Annotated in this window: 19 protein-coding genes and 1 pseudogene; 17 read left to right on the top strand and 3 right to left on the bottom strand. The window is 45.6% G+C overall.

The features are described 5' to 3' along the window. The first annotated feature begins 30 nt into the window (after positions 1–30). The 6 genes from fabG (at position 31) to ftsY (ending at position 8,392) form a co-directional block, all read left to right on the top strand. On the top strand, positions 31–780 hold the full coding sequence (gene fabG / locus R50345_RS13230) for a 3-oxoacyl-[acyl-carrier-protein] reductase (protein ID WP_042127217.1): 750 nt from the start codon (positions 31–33) through the stop codon (positions 778–780). A 225-nt stretch (positions 781–1,005) separates the two neighbouring features. Next, positions 1,006–1,239 (top strand): acyl carrier protein, encoded by a 234-nt coding sequence (locus R50345_RS13235; RefSeq protein ID WP_036686493.1) that lies wholly within the window; start codon positions 1,006–1,008, stop codon positions 1,237–1,239. Positions 1,240–1,460: 221 nt separating this feature from the next. Then, positions 1,461–2,699, top strand: a complete 1,239-nt coding sequence (gene fabF / locus R50345_RS13240; protein ID WP_076118275.1) for a beta-ketoacyl-ACP synthase II — start codon at positions 1,461–1,463, stop codon at positions 2,697–2,699. A 12-nt stretch (positions 2,700–2,711) separates the two neighbouring features. Then, positions 2,712–3,416: a ribonuclease III gene (gene rnc / locus R50345_RS13245; RefSeq protein ID WP_042127220.1), complete on the top strand. Its 705-nt coding sequence runs from the start codon at positions 2,712–2,714 to the stop codon at positions 3,414–3,416. Between the two features lie 294 nt (positions 3,417–3,710). Beyond that, the gene (gene smc / locus R50345_RS13250) at positions 3,711–7,280 is read left to right on the top strand and encodes a chromosome segregation protein SMC (RefSeq protein WP_042127222.1); all 3,570 of its coding nucleotides are present in this window, start codon (positions 3,711–3,713) and stop codon (positions 7,278–7,280) included. Positions 7,281–7,384: 104 nt separating this feature from the next. Further along, positions 7,385–8,392 (top strand): signal recognition particle-docking protein FtsY, encoded by a 1,008-nt coding sequence (gene ftsY / locus R50345_RS13255; protein WP_042127224.1) that lies wholly within the window; start codon positions 7,385–7,387, stop codon positions 8,390–8,392. 120 nt (positions 8,393–8,512) lie between these two features. Here the strand turns inward: ftsY and R50345_RS13260 are convergent, their stop codons facing one another. Further along, positions 8,513–9,400 carry a DUF1835 domain-containing protein gene (locus R50345_RS13260; RefSeq protein WP_197069780.1) on the bottom strand — a complete coding sequence of 296 codons (888 nt, stop codon included), beginning with the start codon at positions 9,398–9,400 and terminating at the stop codon, positions 8,513–8,515. A 353-nt stretch (positions 9,401–9,753) separates the two neighbouring features. On the opposite strand from R50345_RS13260, the gene R50345_RS13265 reads away from it, so the two are divergent. From R50345_RS13265 to R50345_RS13280, 4 genes are all read left to right on the top strand, one after another. Then, positions 9,754–11,217: a circularly permuted type 2 ATP-grasp protein gene (locus R50345_RS13265; RefSeq protein WP_042127226.1), complete on the top strand. Its 1,464-nt coding sequence runs from the start codon at positions 9,754–9,756 to the stop codon at positions 11,215–11,217. Between the two features lie 72 nt (positions 11,218–11,289). After that, the gene (locus tag R50345_RS13270) at positions 11,290–12,243 is read left to right on the top strand and encodes an alpha-E domain-containing protein (RefSeq protein WP_042127228.1); all 954 of its coding nucleotides are present in this window, start codon (positions 11,290–11,292) and stop codon (positions 12,241–12,243) included. Beyond that, positions 12,240–13,106 (top strand): transglutaminase family protein, encoded by an 867-nt coding sequence (locus R50345_RS13275; RefSeq protein WP_042127230.1) that lies wholly within the window; start codon positions 12,240–12,242, stop codon positions 13,104–13,106. The genes R50345_RS13270 and R50345_RS13275 overlap by 4 nt, the downstream gene beginning before the upstream one ends. Positions 13,107–13,244: 138 nt before the next feature. Next, positions 13,245–14,054, top strand: coding sequence for an SDR family oxidoreductase (locus R50345_RS13280; protein ID WP_042127232.1), 810 nt, complete (start codon positions 13,245–13,247; stop codon positions 14,052–14,054). On the opposite strand, the gene R50345_RS13285 is transcribed toward R50345_RS13280, so the two are convergent. Next, positions 14,046–14,522, bottom strand: coding sequence for an SRPBCC family protein (locus R50345_RS13285; protein WP_042127234.1), 477 nt, complete (start codon positions 14,520–14,522; stop codon positions 14,046–14,048). The two genes, R50345_RS13280 and R50345_RS13285, sit on opposite strands and share 9 nt — an antisense overlap. 474 nt (positions 14,523–14,996) lie before the next feature. Between R50345_RS13285 and R50345_RS13290 the strand changes: the two genes are divergently transcribed. After that, entirely contained in the window at positions 14,997–15,395 is a 399-nt protein-coding gene (locus R50345_RS13290; RefSeq protein WP_042127236.1) for a DnaJ family domain-containing protein, read from the top strand. 118 nt (positions 15,396–15,513) lie between these two features. On the opposite strand, the gene R50345_RS13295 is transcribed toward R50345_RS13290, so the two are convergent. Beyond that, the gene (locus R50345_RS13295) at positions 15,514–15,933 is read right to left on the bottom strand and encodes a GNAT family N-acetyltransferase (protein WP_042127238.1); all 420 of its coding nucleotides are present in this window, start codon (positions 15,931–15,933) and stop codon (positions 15,514–15,516) included. 181 nt (positions 15,934–16,114) lie between these two features. On the opposite strand from R50345_RS13295, the gene hrpB reads away from it, so the two are divergent. The 6 genes and pseudogenes from hrpB to R50345_RS13320 all read left to right on the top strand — a co-directional run bounded on the left by hrpB (position 16,115) and on the right by R50345_RS13320 (position 21,436). Further along, positions 16,115–18,607 (top strand): ATP-dependent helicase HrpB, encoded by a 2,493-nt coding sequence (gene hrpB / locus R50345_RS13300; RefSeq protein ID WP_042127240.1) that lies wholly within the window; start codon positions 16,115–16,117, stop codon positions 18,605–18,607. Between the two features lie 97 nt (positions 18,608–18,704). After that, entirely contained in the window at positions 18,705–19,289 is a 585-nt protein-coding gene (locus tag R50345_RS13305) for a general stress protein (protein ID WP_042127242.1), read from the top strand. Between the two features lie 152 nt (positions 19,290–19,441). Beyond that, the gene (locus tag R50345_RS13310; protein WP_042127244.1) at positions 19,442–20,194 is read left to right on the top strand and encodes a metallophosphoesterase family protein; all 753 of its coding nucleotides are present in this window, start codon (positions 19,442–19,444) and stop codon (positions 20,192–20,194) included. Next, positions 20,195–21,062 (top strand): annotated as a pseudogene (locus R50345_RS13315) (NAD-dependent epimerase/dehydratase family protein). It abuts the gene before it with no gap. Between the two features lie 26 nt (positions 21,063–21,088). Beyond that, positions 21,089–21,217 (top strand): hypothetical protein, encoded by a 129-nt coding sequence (locus tag R50345_RS32210; protein ID WP_269321987.1) that lies wholly within the window; start codon positions 21,089–21,091, stop codon positions 21,215–21,217. 6 nt (positions 21,218–21,223) lie between these two features. Next, positions 21,224–21,436: a hypothetical protein gene (locus R50345_RS13320; protein ID WP_231574181.1), complete on the top strand. Its 213-nt coding sequence runs from the start codon at positions 21,224–21,226 to the stop codon at positions 21,434–21,436. The last annotated feature ends 158 nt before the right edge of the window (positions 21,437–21,594 follow it).

Here is a 21,594-nt window from a genome sequence, read left to right on the forward strand (position 1 = left end):
ACAGCATCATGATTGAAAGGGGATTAAACTATGTTCTCAGCATTGCGGGGCCAGACAGCCCTTGTAACTGGCGGCTCACGTGGCATTGGTCGCAGCATCGCACTTGCTCTTGCAGAACACGGCGTAAAGGTTGCCGTGAACTATGCAGGGAGTGAAGCTGCGGCACACGAGACTGTGGCTCGTATTGCCGAGCTTGGCTCGGAGGGGATTGCGCTCCGTGGAGATGTCGGCAATAGTGAACAGGCCGAGAGCCTTGTGAAAGAGGTTCTTAATACCTGGGGACGTATTGACATTGTTGTCAATAATGCCGGCATTACTAGGGATAACTTGATTATGCGCATGAAAGAGGAAGAGTTCGATCAAGTGATTGAGACGAATCTGAAAGGTGTGTTTAACTGTCTTAAGGCAGCTACACGTCCGATGATGAAACAGCGCTACGGTCGAATCATTAATATTTCCTCGGTTGTGGGTGTAACAGGTAACCCTGGTCAGGCTAATTACTCTGCAGCAAAGGCCGGTGTCATCGGTCTAACCAAAGCTGCCGCTCGTGAGCTCTCTTCACGGGGCATCACTGTTAACTGTATCGCTCCTGGGTTTATTGATACAGATATGACGCGTGAGCTCTCTGATGAGGTTCGCAGTGAGCTAGAGAAGGGCATTCCACTAGCTCGCCTTGGGCGTCCGGAAGAGATAGCTATGGCAGTTGTTTTCCTGGCTTCTGAAGGCGCCGCTTATATGACCGGCCAGACACTACACGTGGATGGCGGGATGTATATGTAACTCTCCGTCAAAAATATAAGAAAGTATAAGTTTCACACTATACTTTATCCTTATATATCTCGCATAAACACTTACAGTTCTTATTAGGACACCGATGAATGTTTATGCTTGGGAGAAATTACACTGTTTTAAAGATGAAATGTGAGGGATCAGGAAAGCGTTTTTTGCGGTCTATGGTATTTTGACCTCATATCTCGTATAATACCAAAAGAGGAGGTGAACCGGATGTCCGATGTATTAGAGCGTGTAAAACGCATTGTCATCGACCGCTTAGGTGCCGATGAAGCTGAGGTAACATTAGAAGCGTCTTTCAAAGATGATTTAGGTGCTGATTCTCTTGATGTAGTAGAATTGGTTATGGAATTGGAAGATGAATTCGACATGGAAATCTCTGATGAAGATGCAGAGACCATTACGACCGTGGGTGAAGTTGTGAAGTACATACAATCTCATACCTAGAGTCATATGATTGAGAGTCCCGTTCCTACTTGGGCGGGACTTCTCCTCATTTATACAGCATTAAAATGTATTAAGGGTTGCCATGTGCAGCTTTATAGGGATTATAACAGAGCCGCAGAAGCGTTAATGAATGCGGTGACCGCTGTTCATATAGTAGTAATAATTCGCAGTATATAAGTTCTGAATATAATGTATACAGCCTATAGATGGGGTGATTGTGTTTGAGTCATAGAGTGGTTGTAACCGGGATGGGCGTAATTACGTCACTGGGGAAAGACTTGGAGACGTTCTGGGATAATCTGATGAGCGGTAAATCAGGTGTATCGATGGTTGAAGCCTTTGATGTCAGTGAATATACTACGCAAATTGCTTCGTCAGTTAAAGACTTTGATCCTGAGGCGCTTTTTGGCCGCAAGGAAGCCCGCAAAATGGACCGTTTTGTACAATTTGCAGTGGCTGCCGGTGAAGATGCGTTGAGAGATAGCGGACTTAAGATCGGTGAAGATATCGATGCTGAACGGATCGGTGTATCTGTAGGTTCGGGTATCGGAGGTCTTGGTACTTGGGAAGACAATCATAATCTGTTGCTTGAAAAAGGGCCGAAACGGGTAAGCCCGTTCTTTATCCCGATGATGATCGCTAACATGGGTTCTGGACAGCTGTCCATCAACCTCGGTGCAAAGGGACCAAATACGACTACAGTGACAGCCTGTGCTACAGGAAGTCATTCCATTGGGGAATCATTCCGTCTGATTCAACGTGGAGACGCAGATGCTATGATCTGCGGTGGTTCGGAAGCGACCATTCGTCCAACAGGAATGGCAGGTTTCTGTGCAATGAGAGCGATGTCCACTCGTAATGACGAGCCTGAGAAGGCTAGCCGGCCATTTGATGTAGATCGCGATGGCTTTGTTATGGGCGAGGGCGCTGGAATCTTGATTCTGGAATCCCTTGAACATGCTGAGAAGCGTGGAGCGAAGATTTATGCTGAGGTTATCGGCTATGGTCTGAGCGCTGATGCTCACCATATGACTGAACCAGATCCAGACGGTGCAGCTCGCTGCATGAAGATGGCAATCCGAGATGCTGGTATCTCTCCTGAAGATATTGATTACATCAATGCACATGGTACTTCAACGCCTGTAGGAGATAGATCAGAAACGGCTGCTGTTAAAAAAGCATTGGGTGAACATGCCTATAAAGTAGCTATTAGTTCAACGAAATCCATGACGGGTCATCTTTTAGGTGCAGCCGGTGGTGTGGAAGCTATTATCTGTGGTCTTTCTTTGCAAAAAGGAATGATTGCGCCAACCATTAATTTGGACAATCCAGACCCAGAATGTGATCTGGATTATGTGCCGAATGTGCCACGTAAAGCAGATCTGGATATCGTAATGTCGAATTCCTTTGGATTTGGTGGACATAACGCAACAGTTATTCTAAAAAAATATAATCAGTAAGGGGACAGCGCGGTGAAAGGAGAACTGAAGCAGTTACAACAGCAACTTCAAATCCAATTTCACGATTCTGTGCTTCTGAAGCAGGCCTTTACCCATGCATCCTATGTGAATGAACACCGTTTCAATCAGCATCAGGACAATGAGCGTCTCGAATTTCTAGGGGATGCTGTACTGGAGCTGACGGTTTCTGAATATTTGTACAATCTGTTGCCAGATCGACCTGAAGGGGAACTGACTAAGCTGCGTGCCGCTATTGTATGCGAGCCTTCGCTGGTTAAGTTCGCTGAGAGTTTAGGTTTTGGCCGATATGTACTATTGGGAAAAGGGGAAGAACTTACGGGCGGACGTACTCGCCCGGCCCTGCTGGCTGATGTGTTCGAATCCTTCGTGGGAGCGCTTTATCTTGACCAAGGACTGGAAACCGTAAGGTCTTTTCTTGATAATCACGTATTTCCACTTGTGGAGACGGATGGGAAACTGCAAATGCAGATGACCGATTACAAGACGGAACTGCAAGAGCTAATTCAGCAGCACAATATGGGTACGTTGGAATATCGGATCATTGAAGAACGGGGACCTGCGCATGAGCGTGAATTCGTCTCTGAAGTGTTAATGACTAACCGTTCACTTGGTAAAGGGAGCGGCCGCTCCAAGAAGGAAGCAGAACAGCAGGCTGCAGCAGCTGCACTGTTGCATCTGAAAGAAGATGGTGCTTGAATTTTGCATCATGTGGACAAGCGGAGGAGAGCAGCAAAGGTCTGAATACCGGCGTTTAGGCGGAGCTCAGACCGTTGCTGCTCTTTTTCGAAAGAATAGTCCAAGCTTCATTTTAGATATAAGATGGAATAATTTTCACACTATACTTATGTCTTGTATTTCTCGTTTTATTCGGAGCTCCCACAAAGTACATGCGTACGCATCGAAGCAAAGCACCACTTTGCGGGGATGTTTTGGGAGCTATTTTAGGCTAATAAACGCTATGGTATAATGGGTCAGAGGTGATAGGCAAGTATGTTTTTGAAACGGATAGAATTAGCTGGTTTTAAATCATTTGCCGACAAAACAGAAATGGAATTTGTGCGCGGTATAACGGCCGTAGTGGGTCCGAACGGAAGCGGCAAGAGCAACATTTCTGACGGCATACGCTGGGTACTCGGCGAACAGAGTGCTAAATCACTGCGTGGCGGCAAGATGGAAGATATTATTTTTGCCGGTAGTGACGCGCGTAAAGCTGTGAATTATGGTGAAGTATCACTAACGCTCGATAATGAGGATCACACGCTGCCATTGGATTTCAGCGAAGTTACAGTGACTCGGCGTGTTCACCGTAGCGGTGAGAGTGAATATTTAATTAATAAGCAATCCTGTAGACTGAAGGATATCACAGAGCTGTTCATGGATACCGGTATCGGGCGTGAGGCTTATTCGATTATCGGACAGGGTCGGATTGAGGAGATTCTGAGTACTCGTTCCGAGGATCGGCGAGGCATCTTTGAAGAGGCATCAGGTATTGTAAAATATAAATCGCGCAAAAAAGATGCAAGCCGTAAGCTTGACGACACGGAGCAAAACTTGCTCCGGATTCACGATTTGATTAGTGAGCTTGAGGATCAGATTGGTCCCCTTAAGGATCAATCGGAGAAGGCCATTCGCTTTAAAGAGCTTCGGGAACAACTGAAGCATCAGGAAATTTCAGTCTATGTTCATCAGATTGAAGGAATTCATACAGCTTGGCAGGAAGGTAACGCTAAGCTAGAAACGTTAAAGGATGAGCAACTGGAGCTATCTACAGTTGTCTCCGCTCATGATGCTAAGCTGGAAAGCGGACGTGCTGAACTACGTGCGTTAGAAGAACAGATCGAGAAGCAGCAAGAGCAATTACTCCGTTATAGTGAAGCTTATGAGAAAAGCGAAGGTTATGGGGAAGTACTGAAAGAGCGCAAACGTAATCTAGAGAGTAACCGTGAACAGTTAATGCTCACATTAGGATCTGTAGGTGAGCGATCTGCGGATCGTCAACGTGAGCTTGGGGATTTAGAAGCTAAGCTCGAAGCATCCCGGCTTAAGCTTGTTGAGCTTCGGAAACAGATCGAAGATGAAGAGGCAAGACTCGAAGGTGTCGCTGACGGGATTAGTCAGAGCCAGGAGGAGAAGCTGAAAAGTGCTCTCCTAGAGTTAATGAACCTTATGGCGAATGCACGTAACGAAATTCGTTACGCGGATCAACAAAAGGAGAACCTGGAGCGTCGTATGAGCCGCAGTGAAGAAGAAAGCGGCAAATGGACAGCACGGCATGAAGAGTTGTCTGCTAGCCAAAAAGGGCTAAAAGACAAGATAGCCCAGCTTGGCAAAGAATTAAGCAATCTTCGTGGTGCTTATATTACGGAAAGTGAACAACTTAGTAAACGTCAGAAGCTGATTGAAGAGACGCAGTCAGGCCTGCGGAAGTGGGAACAGAAGCGGGAAGCGCAAGTCTCCCGTCATGAGACCATGAAAGAAATGCAAGATGATTTTGACGGCTTTATGCTTGGAGTTAAAGAAGTACTTAAAGGGGCTCGTAAAGGACAGCTAAATGGGGTGCATGGTGCAGTTGCTGAACTCATTTCCGTCCCAGAGAAGCTGGAAATGGCTGTCGAGACTGCATTGGGTGCATCGCTTCAACATGTGGTCATGGATAATGAGAGCGTATCGCGTCAAGCGATATCTTTTCTGAAGCAACGTCAACTGGGACGAGCTACTTTCCTTCCTCTCGATGTTATTCGACCACGTCAAATTTCCGGCAGTGACCGTGGAATGGTGGAAGACGCTGAAGGTTTTGTTGGAATTGGTTCCGAACTTGTTGGATACGATGATAAGTATGCTAGTATTGTTGGCAGTTTGCTAGGTAATGTAGTTATTGCTGAGAGCCTGGAGCAGGCAAACCGCATCGCCGCTAGATGCCAATATCGTTATCGCGTGGTTACGCTGGAGGGCGATGTAGTAAATGCCGGAGGCTCCATGACCGGTGGTAGCCAGCATAAGAAGAACAATAGCTTGCTTAGTCGTAAACGCCAGCTGGATCAGCTGAGCAGTGAGATCGAAGAGAGCGAACGTCAGATTGTTAAACTGAAACAAGGCATTGCCAGACTTCGTGAAGAGCAAGAGAACGCTAGTGTGAAGCTAGAGGACCTGCGCCGTGATGGTGATGAGAAAAGACTAGAGGAGCAACGTGTTTCCGGCGATTTGAAGCAGCTTGAACAGGAGCTTCGACATGTGATGGAACAAGTGGAGAGCACAGGTGCGGAACGTAGTGGCTTTGAAAGTGAGGTCCGCACGCTTGAAGAGACTCGGAAGCAAGCCTCTGCTGAGCTTGAACGTCTTGAGAAAGAAGAAAAGGAAGCTCATGAGGGTATCCGTAATGCCGAATCGGCACGTAAAGCGAATGAATCAGCTAAGGAAGAGTTGCAAGGTAAGCTGACCAGTATGAAGGTTTCAGAAGGGAAGCTCGATCAGGAGATCTTCTCCTTGGAGGAACAATTACGCCGTCTCAGACAAGATGTGGGTTCACAGGATAAAGAGCTGCGCCAGAATCGAAATCTGTTACATACGATCGAGCAGGATTTGGCTAGTAATGCTTTAGAAACCGTGAAACAGAAAGAAGATTTGAATAGTTATCGTCTGAAGAAGGAAGAGACAGCCGGTACTTTGGATTTAGCCCGGGCGGAACGCTCAGCGTTGACCCGTAAGCTGGAACTAGAGGAGGGTAAGACGAAGGATCAACGTCAGGCACTTAAAGTCGTGGAGGACAAGCTGCGTTCTACCGAAGTTTCTGTGGGTCGCCTCGATGTTGAACTTGATAATATTCTTCGTAAGCTGAGTGATGACTACGAATTAAGCTATGAACTAGCGAAACAGCGTTATCCTGTGCCCGAAGATGTGCCAGCCGCACAAGCGGATGTACAGCGTCTGAAACGCAGTATTTCTGCACTGGGAGAAGTCAACTTAGGTGCGATCGAAGAATATCAGCGTGTTCATGAGCGTTATACTTTCCTCAGTGGACAAAAAGATGACCTAGTTGAAGCTAAGACTACCCTGTATCAAGTCATCCGTGAGATGGAAGATGAAATGTCGAAACGGTTCAAACAGACCTTTGATGCGATCCGTAAACAATTCGGTACGGTATTCTCGAAGCTGTTCGGGGGTGGACGAGCTGATCTCATGCTGCTAGATCCAGAGCATATGCTTGAAACAGGTATAGATATCGTAGCCCAGCCACCAGGTAAAAAACTTCAAAACCTTCAGCTGCTGTCCGGCGGGGAACGCGCCTTAACTGCGATGGCCCTCTTGTTTGCCATCCTGCAAGTGAAGCCGGTTCCGTTCTGCGTACTGGATGAGGTAGAGGCTGCGCTAGATGAAGCGAATGTCGTACGTTTTGCTCAGTATTTACGTGAGTTCTCGGAACAAACGCAATTTATCGTCGTTACACACCGCAAAGGTACCATGGAAGAGGCGGATGTGCTCTACGGAGTGACGATGGAAGAAGGCGGAGTATCCAAGCTCGTCTCTGTACGTTTAGAGGATGAGGAAGCAGAGATCGCTTAACGGCTTGCTGAATAATGAGTTTTTTAAGTATCAGCTTTCGAAGCGAGTTTTGTACGAAGTTAAATCAATGAAGTGTCGCTCACAAAACTTTTAGGAGGAAACAAATGAGCTTTTTCAGGAAGTTAAAAGAAAGCATTTCCGGCAAAACGGAAAGTGTAACCAAACAATTCCGCGACGGATTAGAGAAAACCCGTAAAGGTTTTGTGGAGAAGGTAGCAGATCTTATTATCCGCCGTAAAAAAATTGACGAAGAGTTCTACGAAGAACTGGAAGAAATCTTGATCGGTGCGGACGTAGGCGTTAATACAGTAATGACACTTGTCGAGGATCTGCGCGCCGAAGTGAAGCAAAAGCGAATTGAAGATGCCGCTGAGCTGCAACCTATTTTGTCCCGTAAGCTCATGGAATTGCTGCGCGGCGATGACGATAACAGCCTGAAGGAAAATCCGGATGGCATTACAGTTATCTTGTTCGTTGGGGTAAATGGAGTAGGCAAAACGACCACGATCGGTAAGCTTGCGCATCGTTACAAACAAGAGGGTAAAAAGGTTCTTTTGGCCGCTGGGGATACGTTCCGTGCCGGAGCGATTGAACAGCTTGAAGTTTGGGGTCAACGTGCTGGCGTAGACGTAATTAAGCAACAAGCAGGCTCTGACCCAGCCGCTGTTATGTTCGATGCTGTTCAAGCGGCTAAGCAGCGGAATGTTGATATCTTGATTTGTGATACCGCAGGAAGACTTCAGAATAAGAGCAATCTAATGGAAGAGCTCAACAAGATTTTCCGCGTTATTCAAAGAGAAATTCCGAGTGCACCGCATGAAGTATTGATGGTGCTAGATGCGACCACAGGTCAAAATGCTCTTACGCAAGCCAAGCTATTCGGTGAGAAGAGTGGCGTTACTGGATTAGTATTGACAAAGCTTGACGGAACGGCTAAGGGCGGAATCGTTGTAGCGATCCGTCAGGAAATGAATTTACCGGTGAAGCTCGTTGGGCTCGGAGAAAAAATGGAAGATTTGCAGCCGTTTGATTCTCAGCAGTTCGTACATGCTCTTTTTGCCGGATTAATTACCGAGGAAGAAGAGATTGAAGAATCGGAAAATCAAGAGTAATTAACTCTGATAACATAATCATTAAGAAGTCATATTTACAAGGAATGTCCTCGAAGCTATATTTAGTTCATGAGGGCATTCCTTTTTTATAAAATGCTTATCGGTCATTATGTTGTAACCCTACGGAACTCTTAGTGCGTACAAATGCATGGCGTAGGGTATCCCTTTAAATAACAACTTTTCCTCACTAATAAGCCTCCAGAAGCGATATTCTATAAATGAGGTACTGATAAATAAATTCCACTGCCCAAAAATTGCACCTACAATAAGTCCTGCATTTACGAAATGATCTCCCTCTTCATTCTTTTGCAGTTGCACAATTAAAGATAGAATGTCTTCGTCATAGTATGTTTCGGGAACATTTGTTAGCTGACCATTAGACCATACTCGAAGCATATCCTCAGTGTTGCTGATTTCTTGCCACTCCAGTTCATACTGTTTTCTCTGCGCGGAGGTAAGGGGTTGCGTATTTTCGGTGTTTTTGATAATAGCTTGCACAGCTTCGTTTGGGAGCTGACCCAGGGACTGGGGAGATAAGCCAATGCTAAATGGTTCAACAATCCCGGGAAGTTCCTCATAAGCCTCGATTGGATTTATAACATAAATAGGTTGCTTCCTCTCACTAAGAACAAAAAGTGCAAACCGTAAACCTGTTTGATCATGGGAGTTGTCTCCGCACCAAATCGTGATTTTTTTGTCCTCGGGAATTTCTTTTAAGGTCTGAACCATGGCTCCCAGTTTATGCTGGGGATTGAGATGATAACCTTGATCCGGAAATCGTTCCTGAAACCATAACTCACGGGCATGACACCCTTGATCATTATGTAATTTGCACAGCGGCCCAGCAGAGAACGTCTCATTAAATGAAAGTACTCTTATTAAATGACGATTACCTACACGACTAAGTGCTACCTTCATTGAACCAGCTTCTGAAAGACCAAATAACAGATAAATGTGATTCCGCCTAGCCTCTTCCTGTTCTATTGACATAGTATATTTGTGCTTCATTTTGCTCACACTCCTATCGTTCCAAATTATACCATACACCATGAAATCATATTCCTTCCAACTATATAAAAAAAACAACATATGAAAAATTCATAATAGTAATGCTTGTCACTACTCCTGCATACAATTCAATGAAGAAATACATTTCAGCTCGGGCAACCTATATATGAGAGAAAGGAAGCGATTCCAAAACAAGGAAATATTCAGAGATCACATTTCTCTGTTATATATATTGACATCGGCAATACGATTTACGTATTATGGGAATACAAAACAATATTTTCATGGATATTTTCAGAAATTAAAGTATAGGTTGTTAGTAAAGATAACATTTATCGAAAGGAGTCGGGCTCATGTCCAAATTAGATCCTCTGCCAGGTCTGTCTCCGTATCCGCTGCAACATTTTTTCGATGAAATGTATGCAGATAAGAGAAATGTCCGGCCGCATTACAGACATGTGAATCGCATGTTTTCCGGAATGAGCTCCGAAGAGCTGCAGGGTAAGCAGAATTTGATGCAGCGCAGGATGATGGAGGAAGGAATTACTTTTACGCTATACAATCCGGCTCAGGATCATCCCATGGAGCGTACGATCCCCTTCGATATGATTCCACGCATTATTCCTAAGAATGAATGGGAGAGGCTAGAGGCTGGAATTATTCAGCGTATCACGGCTTTGAATTTGTTCATTCATGATATCTACCATGAGCAGTACATCGTAAAGGATGGAATAGTCCCAAGGCGTATGATCATCTCCAACTGTTATTTCCGGCCAGAAATGGCGGGTCTAAGGGTGCCTGGTGGAGCCTACATCACTACCTCGGGAATCGATCTGATCCGCCATCATGATGGGCAATATTATGTGCTTGAAGATAATCTACGAACGCCTTCAGGTTTTTCATATCTTTTTAAAGGCAGAACCCTGATGAATCAGTTGTTTCCTGAATTGTCCTTTGCCAGCTCCATCCGAGATGTTGATCATAGCTTGAACCGCTTCTTATCCGTTCTACGTAGTTTATCACCCTCACGAAAGTCAGATCCGGTTATAGCCCTACTTACACCTGGGGAATACAATTCTGCTTATTATGAGCATGCTTTTCTTGCACAACAGATGGGCATACATTTGGTTGAAGGACGAGATTTGGTTGCAAAAGATCACAAAATATATCTAAAAGAAATGAACGGACTTCGCCGCGTAGATGTACTATATCGCCGATTGGATGATGATTTTATTGACCCGTTAGCTTTCCAGCCGGATTCGCTTCTCGGAGTGGCGGGTTTGATGAATGCGTATCGGGCTGGAAATGTAGCGATTGCTAATGCACCCGGGACCGGTGTTGCAGATGATAAAGCAATGTATGTCTATGTACCGGATATGATTCGTTATTATCTGAATGAAGAGCCGATTCTTGGGAATGTCCCGACCTATTTGCTAGGAAGACCTGATGAACGTTTATATGTCCTTGAGAACCTATCAGAAATGGTAGTTAAGGAAACCTCTTTATCCGGGGGATATGGGATGTTGATCGGAAGCGAAGCTACCAAAGAAGAATTGGCTGAATTCCGAATGAAGATTATTGCAGACCCGGAACGTTATATTGCACAGCCGATTATGTCTCTATCCAGAGCACCGGTATTGTCAGGGGGGACTATGGCGCCTAGACATATCGACCTTCGGGCTTTTGTGTTAATGGGCGCTGACCGCAAGCCGCATGTTATCCCTGGAGGATTGACACGGGTGGCTATGAAGGAAGGGTCATTGGTCGTAAACTCCTCGCAAGGTGGCGGCGTAAAGGATACTTGGGTCATGGCATGATACTACTTTATAAGCTTGGTTGTTGAATAATAAAATGCAGCATCAATTTGTAGAATAAGGGAGTGGCTGGATATGCTGAATCGAAATGCTGAAGCTTTGTTCTGGATCGGACGGTATATTGAAAGGGCAGAGAATCATGCGCGGCTAATCAATGTTCATTATCATATCCAGCAGGAAGAGGATTTTCATGAAGAAGGTCATAAATGGTCAAGGTTGATCGATGCGTTAGGTGTTCGGGGTGAATATATGCAGCAGTTCGAAACCTTCTCTGAGCAGGATGTGCTATCTTTCATCACACTTGATTTAGGCAATTCTAATTCATTATTCTCTTGTGTACATCATGCTAGAAATAATTTGCGCACTCTTCGTCAGCAGCTTCCAAGTGAATTATGGGATGTTGTCAACAGCTTCAACCTGTGGCTTGGTGAGCGTTCTGTCGCAGATATTATGAGCGGGCCACATCAGTTCTATCAGCAGGTTAAGGAGCGTACAGCCATGTTTCTCGGAGCAGAACAGTCGGTAATGCTTAGAGGGAATGAGTGGCATTTCATTGAGAGCGGACGGTTTCTAGAGCGGGCAGAGAATACAACACGTATCTTGCAGGCGGTCATTGCCGCATGCCGATTTAAGGAGCTTAACGCGGTTTATACTCAGTTGCAGGCGGTGCTTAAATCCGTTAGCGGGTACCAAGCGTTTCGCCGTTATTATGCAGATGCTATGTCTCCGGAGAGCATTTTAGATTTCTTGATTGCGAATCCCAAATTTCCGCGTTCCATTCGTTTTTCTTTTCATCAGCTGGAAGAGCATTTAGCTAAGCTTGAACTAGATTCCTCTGAAAAAGGCTCAGGGCATGAAAAAGTCATTCGTCAAGCAGGTAAGCTCAAAGCTGAGCTGGATTATATGGAAAAAGAAGAAATGTCCGGTGAGCTGGTGGAAGATGTACTTAAGTCGCTGGTGATATCTTGTCAAAAACTTGGCAAAACAATGGAGGGCGCCTTTTTTCGGCGAGAAGGAGTGTCTGTATGAAGATTCAAATCAATCATACCACCACATACAGCTATCCAGAGCCGGTTACGGACAGTGTCAATGAAATCAGACTCACTCCGCGCACGAATTACCGCCAATCCTGTTATCACCATGAAGTGGATGTTTACCCGCCAGCTAATCTATTAACGTATGAGGATTTCTTCGGAAATCGGGTCCATGCCTATTCGGTCAATAAGCCGCATACGGAAATGGTTATCCATACTAAAGCTACTGTAGTCACGCTGGATAAAGCCCAAGGTGCCGATCTACCACGAACCAGTCTTGAAGAACAAGTTAAATTGTTAAATGATGAGAATTTCCAGAATCGGTATATTGAGTTTATTTTGCCGACTCGTTATACAGAGGTGACGCCTGAATTAGTGGAGTTTGCTTCACAGTATCCTTTTAATGAAACGGAGGATATGTATGAATGGATTCTTAAATTATCGGCGACGATTTATGAACAATTCACCTATGACCCTGAGGCTACAAGCGTAAATACAACGGTAAAAAAGGCACTGAAGCTCAAACGCGGTGTGTGTCAGGATTATGCTCATCTAATGATCGCTGTCTGCCGTAGTGTTGGTCTGCCATCCAGGTATGTAAGTGGATATCATTTTGTCGGTGATCTGCAAGGGAGTAATGCTAATTTTGAGCAAGCCTCACACGCTTGGGTGGAGACTCACATTCCGGGTACTGGTTGGCTTGGATTTGATCCAACCAATAATGTGGAGGTCAATTGGCGTTATATTAAGTTAGGTCACGGACGGGACTACAAAGATATCGTACCTGTAAAAGGTGTGTATCGTGGTGGAGCAGGCACTTTGAGCGTGAAAGTGGATGTGCGGAAGCTGGACAATTAAATGGATCAATTTAGATGAAACTCTCTGTTCAAGCTTTTGAACGGGGAGTTTTTTTGTGAAGATGATTCCAGTGTACATGTATTTGGGTAATCTTGATCCATAGTACATCACTAAGAGATCTTAAGGGAGAGATTACATATGAGTCCAAACATAGCTAAGAAACAAAGATTTATTGGGAAAACTGCAATTATAACTGGAGCGGGCTCAGGAATTGGTCGGGCTACTGCGATTAAGCTGGCTAGGGAAGGGGCTAATGTAGCGCTTTTTGATTTGAATCTGGAACGCACTACATCTTTGGCGGATAAGCTGAACAAGTTTCGCAAAGATTGTGCATTGGCTATAGAGGTAGATACTTCGGATGAAAAAGGGATGGAGGAAGCCGTTCGCAGGACGGTCGAACAATTCGGTGGGTTAGATGTAGTGTTCGCTAACGCGGGAATCAATGGTGCGGTGGGACCTATAGAGGAACTGAGCTTGAGTGATTGGGAACGCACGATGTCGGTGAACTTGACGGGGACGTTTTTGACACTGAAATATACGATCCCTCATCTGAAGGATAAAGGAAAAGGTAGCATTATCATCACTAGCTCCATCAACGGGAATACTAGATTTGCCAGCTTTGGGTGGTCTACGTACAGCACTACCAAAGCTGGACAGGTGGCTTTTGCTAAAATGGCTGCACTTGAGCTAGCTAAGTTTAAAATTCGAGTGAATGTGATCTGCCCTGGGGCAATTGCTACCAATATAGATGAAACCACTGAAATGAACGAGGAGGTAGAAGCGATCGTCATTCCAATTGAATTTCCCGATGGCGCGCAGCCGCTGGCGGATGGGCCGGGTAAGCCGGATAATGTCGCCGATCTAGTTTCATTTTTGGCATCCGATGAGTCTATTCATATTACAGGTGCGCAAATTGTGATTGACGGGGCAGAGTCCTTATTATCCTAGTTTAGAGATCGCTTCGCGGTATTGCTCGTACCGAACATTCCATTCGGCTTTTCGCGAATCCAGCGTGGTCCCATCCAATAGGTGCTGGATCACATCTAGACATACATGCCAGCCGGCTAAGTCACGGGGAGTGTGCGGTGTGAGCGTTCGGATCGTTTCATTTAAGACGAGTAAACAGCCTTCTGAATTTGGATATAGCTCAAAGCGAACAGAGTCTTCAGCCCACGTAAATTCAAGGATCGATTCATGTTGCAGGGCGGTAATCGTCATTTCCTCAAAGGTTCCGTCTTGCATATCAAACTTGATTAATCCACCTTCACGCAGGTCTTCAACACGTAATTCAGTGAACCATAAAGCAAGCTTCTCATTCTCCGTCAAAAAGGACCAGATTTCTGATGCGGAATGTTTTAGTTGACGTTCGAAACAAGCGACAAAATGATCATCTGCTTTTTTGAGGTTAGCTATCATGTTATATTTCTCCTTTGGACTACTACTGTAGTCCTTTTTATATTGAGTTTAGATTCATCAGAAAGAGTATAGCAATTGTTTGTCTTAATTTAAACTATTGCTGGGTTTGGCTAGGCGTTAGTAATATGTTGAGGATAGGGATAAGGATAGGGATAGGGATAGGGATAAGGATAGGGATAGGGATAGGGGGCGGGGGGCGATAGTTTAGCAGAATGGTCTGAATTGTGGAATAAGCGGAAAATACAGAATAAACAGAATATGAAAGGAGGGTACATTAGAGTGAATAGTTGCATCTGAGTCCGAAAGTACAGCAAATAAACAGTTCGCAGCATCGCAAAGTTGTAAGGATGTAATTCGGCAGCTTGATGTAAATCTACAGTTTTTTGTGCTAGAATAAACGCAATTCAGCAAAACAAACTTTTGCTTAGGCAGGATAGATCATAGAGAGTGGCATTGGTGAAGGAGGCTGTGTATATGGGGATGATGTCCTGGCTGGTTGAGCAGCGGATTCAGGAGTCTATGCGTAATGGAGAATTTCGAGATTTATCAGGGCATGGCAAGCCGCTGGAGCTTGAGGATTTATCTGGTGTTCCAGAAGAATTGCGGATGTCCTTCAAAATCATGAAGAATTCCGGGCTGGTGCCCGAGGAAATATCTTTGCGTACGGAATGTGTTACCCTCGAAGGGCTGCTTGCTGCCTGCCACAATAGCGGAGGTTCTGAGAGCAGTGAGGGCAAGGCACTTCGGGCAAAATTGTCTATGAAAAGACTACGGCTGCAAGAGCTGCTGCGTGAACGAGGCTTAGATAGTAACCCAGCCTATATGCAATATAGTGTTCAAATCCACGAACAGATGAGTAGGGAAGAAGAATAGTGCTAATATGCTCCTCTCAATTGGAGATCAGGATAAATAGTGTAGTATAAAAAGGCATCTCTTCGTAGATTTAGACGGTAGAGCTGCCTTTTTGCGTACTGCGCTTCACAAGCGTATTTCATCGTATTTGCTTAAAATATATCCATTCTGGATCGCCATCATCTAAATTTTCAATGATTCCACTTCTTATAAATCCTAGAGAATGACAGACCTGTTGCATGATCGTATTGGATTCATTGGTGGAGGTAAAGAGCTTAGGAGTTGGACAATGTTCTTCCATGTAACGAATAAGTGCGCCGGCAATACCGAGTCGTCTGAAATTGGGATTCACAATTACGAGCTGTATGAAACAGCATTCGAAAAAAGTGGTATCGTAACAGGCGAAACCGACAGGCTCACTGTTAATCGTTGCCACAACACATTGCTCGTTCAAAATATATTGTTCGATCTTAGGTTTACGAACTTCGCTGCCAATGACCATACTATCGATCTTGCAGAGCATAGATAAATCTGAAATCGTGGCTTTAGTTACGAGCATTTTAGACAGTCTCCTTTTTAAAAATATAAGAAAGTATAAGACCAAAAGCGTTAAGACTTGAAATAATAAAATGTATGTACAGTTTGTCTTGATCTTTCAAGTTTTTTCGCACATGATGAAAAGGGTTTAGACCACATCAAAGGAAATCATAACATATTATTACAGCCGATGGAGAGATACAATGAAACAGCTTCCAATTACACAGGTGCTTCCAGACCTGAAAAACATACTTAGATCAACACGGGCAGCTGTTCTCATCGCTGAACCCGGTGCAGGCAAAACAACAGGAACGCCTCCGGCATTTCTGGACGAGCCGTGGATGGCTGGTAAAAGCATCCTTATGCTAGAGCCCAGAAGACTTGCTGCAAGATCTGCCGCAATCTACATGGCGTCTTGTCTTGGAGAAAGTGTTGGACAGACGGTTGGTTATCGCATGCGGAATGACACTAAGGTAGGTAAGAATACACGAATTGTTGTAGTGACTGAAGGTGTCTTAACAAGGATGCTTCAGAGTGATCCATCGCTAGGGGATGTGGGTCTGATTATTTTTGATGAGTTCCATGAGCGTAGTCTTCATGCGGATCTGGGACTTGCTCTCGCACTGGAAGCGCAGGCAGTGCTGCGTGATGATCTTCGGATTCTGATTATGTCAGCTACTTTGGACAGTGAACGTGTCTCTGCTATGTTAGGCGATGCGCTAGTTGTGGATTGTCCGGGACGAACCTATCCGGTGGAAACCATCTATACCCCAACAACAGGGAATCTTCCGATTGAAAAATCGGCTGCGGCCGCAGTGAGACGTGCGCTTGATGAACAGCCGGGAGATATCCTCGTATTCCTACCGGGTGAACGAGAGATTCGCAGAACTCAAAATGAGTTGGAACATGGAAAACTGCCTGACGAAATAGTTCTTCGTCCTTTGTATGGACAATTACCACAGACTGTGCAGGATGCTGCTGTGGCTCCATCCATAAACGGCGAACGCAAAGTCGTGCTGGCGACCTCCATTGCGGAGACAAGCTTGACGATTGAGGGTGTGCGAACGGTAATTGATACAGGACTGCGTCGTACGCAGATCTTCTCACCGCGTACAGGAATGCCGAGTCTTACGACGGTTCCGGTATCGAAAGCCTCTGCCGATCAACGGAGAGGGCGTGCCGGACGGACAGCACCTGGCGTATGCTACAGGCTGTGGAGTCAGGAGGAACATAATCGCCTTCCGGATGACAATGTGCCGGAGATTATGGAGACGGATCTTGCGCAGCTTGCTTTGGAGCTGGCGCTGTGGGGCGTGCGCGACCCTGCCGCGCTAGCTTGGCTTGACGCGCCGCCCGCTGCGCCTTATGCGCAGGGCATCGCGCTGCTGCGCCAGCTCGGCGCGCTGGACGCCGGCGGCGCCATCACGCCGCACGGCCGCAGCATGGCCGCGCTTGGCGCGCACCCGCGAGCCGCGCATATGCTGCTGCGCGCGGCAGAGCTTGATGCAGCACCGCTCGCCTGCCGGCTGGCGGCGCTGCTGCAAGAGCGGGACCTGTTCAAGGGTCCCGCGGCACTAGATTGCGACCTCACGCTCCGCGTAGAGGCGCTGCTTCGGTTTGAGCGCTCCGCCGACACGGGCGGAGCGGACCCGGCGGCTCTGCGCGCGGTGGTGCGCGAGAGCCGCAATTTCCTGGCGCAGCTGCAAGCAGCGCCGGGCGAGACAGTGAACGACATCAGCCTCTGCGGGCTGCTTCTGTCGTTCGCCTATCCCGACCGTATCGGGCAGAAACGCGGCGATGGCGCGTTTCTGCTCTCCGCCGGTCGCGGCGTGGCTCTGCGGGAAGGGCAGCCGCTGGCCCGTTCCGCTTATATTGTGGCTGCTTCCGTTGACGATCGGGCCACACAAGGTGCAATCATGCTGGCAGCAGAGCTAGAAGAGGGACAACTGCTAAAGTATCATGCGGATCGCATCACTGAAGAGGCGGACGTATATTGGGATAAAGAAAGTGGAAGTGTGAAGAAGCGCCGTCGAACGATGCTCGGCGCTCTCGTCTTAAAAGAAACGTCACATGAAAGACCCTCTGCGGAAGAAACAGCAAAAGTACTGCTTAGTGTTATCGCAGAAGAGGGAATTGAAATCTTACCTTGGGAAAAGGGAACTTTGCAGCTTCGTGAGCGGCTGATATTTATGCACGCCTTGCGGCCGGATTGGCCGGATGTCTCAGATGCGGCATTAATTGAATCACTGGATGAATGGTTATTACCATACATTCAAGGAATGCGTAACTTGCGCGATCTCCAGCGGATTCCTTTATCGCGTGCACTTGAGGGGCTGATAGACTGGAATCAGAGGCAGATTCTTGAGCAGGAAGCGCCGACGCATATAACGGTTCCTAGTGGCTCGCGTGTGCCTGTAGACTATGCTAATCCAGCAGCCCCTGTACTAGCAGTACGATTGCAAGAGATGTTTGGACAGTTAGACACTCCTAGAATTGGAGGGGGGAAGGTGCCTGTATTGCTACATCTTTTGTCACCGGCAAGAAGGCCGATGCAGGTGACTTCTGATCTTGCCAGCTTTTGGCGTGGCACTTATTTTGAGGTTAAAAAAGATCTAAAAGGACGCTACCCTAAGCACTATTGGCCAGAGGATCCCTTGCAAGCTATTCCGACCAATCGAACACGCCCCAAGAAGTGAAAGGGTTCCTCGTTCACTTGAAATGGTTCATTTGATGTTTTGTCTTCAGCATACAGGGTAATTAACTAGCGAAGACAATTACTAAGGAGGGCTTCAAGTGACTAAAAAAATCGTAGGTATCTTTGACACCGAACAAGAAGCAACCAGAGCAATTGAAGGACTTCAAAATCAAGGATTCAGTAATGATGAAATATCAGTGATCACACGTGATCGCGATGAGTTAAGACATATTTCGGATGATACAGGCACAATGGCGCCAGAAGGTGTTGCAACAGGTGCAGCTACTGGTGGCGTATTGGGTGGAGTTACTGGACTGCTAGCAGGTATCGGAGCACTCGCTATTCCGGGGATTGGTCCAATTCTGGCAGCGGGACCTATTGTGGCGACGCTAACAGGTGTAGCCGTTGGTGCTGGTGCAGGTGGATTAGTTGGCGGATTGATCGGTCTAGGGATTCCTGAAGATGAGGCGAAAGAGTATGAAGGCTACGTTGAAAGTGGCAAGATCCTTGTGCTTGTAGAGGATAATGGACGAGGATATCAAGCGCATGATGTGTTCCGGGGCAACCGCTCGTTGAATGCTCAGCGATACGATGGTATCTATAACGAAGACACTAGACTAGGCAATTCGATGGCTAACAGAGCAGATCGGAAGGCTGAAGTCTACAACCGCGATAAAATTTAAATGTTAATTGATCGAGTTCTACTATAGACAAACAATTCATTCAAAGACTGCACCTCTTAGCGTTATGCTGTGAGGTGCAGTCTTTATTATGTATGTGGTATGATATGGATAATCATCCAAATTATAATTAGGAATTTGAGAGGTAACTGAAAATGAATAAACTGGACACCATAGCAGTTATTTCTGATATACATAGCAATGTTTATGCTTTAGAGGCTGTATTGCAGGACATCGATTCACGCGGTATAAATAGTATTGTAAATTTAGGGGATTCTCTGTTTGGTGCCATTGAACCTATTCGAACAGCAGAACTGCTGATAAATCGATCTAATGTTACGAACATTATGGGAAATTGTGATCGATATTTACTTCAGAAGGATATGGATTCAATAACTTTTCAATATGTAAAACCGATGCTGACTAACGAAATACATGACTGGATTCGATCCTTTAACCCAACGTGGGTGTTCGAAGATTTATTGTTTTGTCACGGGACGCCATTCTCCGATGATAGCTATATGCTTGAGGATATTTTACCTACGGGAGTTCAAGGAAAATCTGCTGAGGACTTAATGGCTGAGCTTGATTCAGTAGATCAAACAATGATTTTTTGCGGGCATACACATCTTCAAAAATCAGTGCGTCTACCGAATGGCAAGGTTATCGTGAATGCTGGTAGTGTTGGATTACCAGCTTATTACGAAGAATTACCTTATCCTCATTACATGGAATCGATGACTCCTCATGCCAGATATTTAATAATAAGTCGAAGAGATCATTCTTGGATGTTCGATCCAGTTTTACTTCCTTACAATTATGAACTAGCAGCGCAGAGAGCAGATCAGAACTGTCGCGAGGATTATAGCTATGCCATCAGGCATGGTCGAGTTAAAAGGAGGACTTAGATGAAGATATTTGTAGCCGGTGCAGCGGGTGCGATTGGACGACTATTGCTGCCCAAGTTAGTAGAAGCGGGGCATGAGGTTGTTGGACTGACCCATAAGGAAGAAAATAGAGCAATTATAGAGAAGTGTGGAGCACAAGCGGTAATCGCAGATGTCTTCAATCGCGAGGCCATATTTGCTTCCATTCGCACAGTACAGCCAGAAGTGGTTATCCATCAGCTAACTTCAGTAAAGTCAGCGGAATTTCTCAGATAATTCTAGGATAAGAATAGAAGGAACGCGAAATATTGTGGATGCTTCCCTTGCAATTGGCGTGGAACAAATCATAGCACAAAGTATCTCATGGGCATATGAAGCTGGAGAAGAACCTGCTACGGAGGAAATTCCATTAGATCTGAAGGCTTCAGAGCCTCGAAAAAGAACGATTGAAGGTATTTGCTCACTAGAAAAGACAGTTGCAGAGATACCAAACCATGTCATTCTACGCTATGGAATGTTGTACGGCCAAGGGACTTGGTATGATACGGATGGTTATATGACAGAGCAAATTCGTCAAGGAAGAGTAACTGCAACTGATGCGGTTGTGTCATTTCTTCATGTGGAGGATGCAGCTAACGCGGCGGTACTTGCTCTGAACTGGCCTTCAGGCCCAGTGAACATCGTAGACAACGAGCCTGCTAAAGGATTGGAGTGGTTATCAACCTATTCAGAAGCCATAGGTGCTCCTACTCCAATTGTTCAAGAAGGCAGAGCAGGATGGGAACGCGGAGCCTCTAATACGAAAGCTCGAATGGATTATGGGTGGAGCCCGCTGTATCCGTCATGGAGGTCAGGGTTTGCACGGAGCTTGAATGTTCAGATTGAATGAGTTCAGCTACTGAAAGGAAGTGCAGCATGGGTTTGCTTCTTGTGATTTTGTTCTTTATTGGTTTAATTATGATGATTAGCAATCAATATGCGATGATCAAGAAAATGGATGAAATGATTGAGTCGCTAAATGAAATTAATAATAAACTTGGTTAGATAAAGATGAAAAGGAGTGATGAGGTGGGAATCATTAAGAATTTCTCACTAGTAGTAGTGAGTTTAATTACGGATCTATGGTTTGGAATCGTTCGAAAGCCTGAATTTTATGATAATCACTCGGTTACTGCAACAAAGAGAGGGTATGTAATATTTGTTGCCTTGGCAGCTGTAATAGCTGTGGGAACTGCCATATGGCTATGCTCTAGAATATATTAATGAGAAGGCTGCCAATAGGCGGCTTTTTTTACATCATGGACGCCAGCATATTAGAATGTTATGTTATTACTTACCAATGATTAAAAATTAAAATGTTGAAGCCGCCTCATATTTTGGGAAAATTAAGACATACATAAAGGAAGGATCCCATGAATTCT

Source organism: Paenibacillus sp. FSL R5-0345 (assembly GCF_000758585.1).
GTDB lineage: Bacteria > Bacillota > Bacilli > Paenibacillales > Paenibacillaceae > Paenibacillus_AQ.